The organism is Longimicrobiaceae bacterium (assembly GCA_035696245.1).
Classification (GTDB): Bacteria; Gemmatimonadota; Gemmatimonadetes; order Longimicrobiales; family Longimicrobiaceae; genus DASRQW01.
In genome coordinates, this window is the sequence record DASRQW010000435.1 from 1 (window position 1) to 2,151 (window position 2,151).

The 2,151-nt window shown below is 67.4% G+C and carries 1 protein-coding gene; it reads right to left on the minus strand.

What is annotated here, in order from left to right:
• Positions 1 to 406: 406 nt before the first annotated feature.
• Positions 407 to 2,095, minus strand: coding sequence for a methylmalonyl-CoA mutase family protein (locus tag VFE05_19605; GenBank protein HET6232290.1), 1,689 nt, complete (start codon positions 2,093 to 2,095; stop codon positions 407 to 409).
• Positions 2,096 to 2,151 lie beyond the last annotated feature (56 nt).

The following is a 2,151-nucleotide window of genomic DNA, read 5'->3' on the forward strand; positions in this document are numbered from 1 at the left end:
TGGCCGCCCACAGTCGCCGAGACCGCTCGGTCAGAGCCGGGCCCAGACGTCCATACTTCGTTCGCAGTACATCAACCGTAGGACCCATGGCCTGAATACTACACGCGAGAGCTCCGCAAACAAAGCATTTATTCTTTTACAAACTCTAAGCTGCGGCAAGGGAACCGAAGGGGGGTGATCCCCGAGTTCCTAGAAATCCGCCGCAGTCATTTTGCAACGAGGCCGGGCACCCGTGGTGGGTCCCCGGCCTCTATTTACACGGAATTCAGCGGCCTCGCTCCGCACCAGACGCCCACGACCGCAGAACCGCACAGGCTCGCAGATCGGCAGCAACGTACGAGGGAGCGACCGCGCCTGGTCGCCCCCTCGTTTCCCATCCACCAAACGGCAGTCGCCGCGACCCGCATCACACCGGCCGGTACGTCCCCCACTCCTGCCGCAGCGCGTCGCTGATCTCGCCGAGCGTGACCATCGCCTTCACCGCAGCGATGATGTGCGGCATGAGGTTGTCCGTCCCGCGCGCGGCGGTGCGGATGGCGTCCAGCCTCGCGCTGACCTCGCCGCCGTCGCGCGCCGATTTGATCGCCGCGAGCTGCGCCTTCTGCGACTTCTCCAACGCGCTGAAGTCCGGCTGGGAGAGGTCGAACTTCGCCGCATCTTCCTGGAACTTGTTGACGCCGACCACCACGCGGTCGCCGCGCTCCACCCCGATCTGGTGCTTGTACGCAGCGTTATGGATCTCCTCCTGCATGAACGAGATCGCCTCGGCCGAGCCGCCCATCTCCTCGATGCGGTCCAGGTACGCAGCGGCCTTCTCCTCTACCTCGCTGGTCAGCGACTCCACGTAGTACGAGCCGGCCAGCGGGTCCACCGTGTCGCCAACGCCGCTCTCGTACGCAAGGATCTGCTGCGTCCGCAGCGCCAGCGTCGCCGCCTGCGCGGTCGGGAGCGACAGCGCCTCGTCGTAGCCGTTGGTGTGCAGCGACTGCGTGCCGCCCAGCGCCGCCGCCATGGCCTGAACCGTCACGCGGACCACGTTGTTGAGCGGCTGCTGCGCCTGGAGCGTCACGCCGCCCGTCTGCGTGTGGAAGCGCAGCTTGCAGCTCTCGTCGCCCGCCCCGAAGCGCTCGCGCATGAGCCGCGCCCACAGGCGGCGGGCGGCGCGGAACTTCGCAACCTCCTCGAAAAGGTCGTTGTGCGATGCGAAGAAGAAGGACAGCCGCGGCGCGAACCGGTCGATCTCCAGCCCCGCCTTCTGCGCCCGGCGCACGTACTCCAGGCCGTTCGCGAATGTGAACGCGATCTCCTGCGCCGCCGTTGACCCCGCCTCACGGATGTGGTAGCCGGAGATGGAGATCGTGTTCCAGCGCGGCACCTCGGCGTTGCAGAACGCGAAGATGTCTGTGATGAGGCGCAGGCTGGGCTCCACGGGAAAGACGTACGTTCCCCGGGCGATGTACTCCTTGAGGATGTCGTTCTGGATCGTCCCGCTGATCTTCGCCCTCGGGATGCCGCGCTCGTCGGCCACGGCGATGTAGAAGGCGAGGAGGATCGATGCCGTCGCGTTGATGGTCATCGACGTCGACACGCGGTCGAGCGGGATGCCGTCCAGCAGCGCCCGCATGTCCGCCAGCGTGTCGATGGCCACGCCCACGCGCCCCACCTCGCCCTGGGCCATCGCGTGGTCGGAGTCGTAGCCCATCTGCGTGGGCAGGTCGAACGCGGTGGAGAGGCCCGTCTGCCCAGCCGCCAGCAGGTGCTTGAAGCGCCCGTTCGTCTCCTCCGCCGTCCCAAACCCCGCGTACTGCCGCATGGTCCAGAAGCGGCCGCGATACATGGTGGGCTGGATGCCGCGCGTGAACGGGAACTCGCCGGGATAGCCCAGGTCCGCCTCGTAGTCCAGCTCCGCCACATCCTCCGGCGCGTACAGCCGGTCGATCTCCACGCCGCTGGTGGAGACGAACTCCTCGCGCCGCTCGGGATGCTTCGCGAGGGCGGGCGTGACCGCGCGGGCAGCCCACGCCTGCTTGCCCGCCGCGGGGCCGGTGCTGCCGGAGTCTTCGCCGAGATTCGTGACCGCCGGGGTATCGCTCATCGGATCCGTCATTCGTCGTGTGAGACCGTGCCTGGCTGCGAACGGGGCGCAAAGAT

Coding starts and splice junctions, on each gene's coding strand:
- VFE05_19605 (HET6232290.1), bottom strand. CDS start 2,095: ATGAGCGATACCCCGGCGGTCACGAATCTCGGCGAAGACTCCGGCAGC.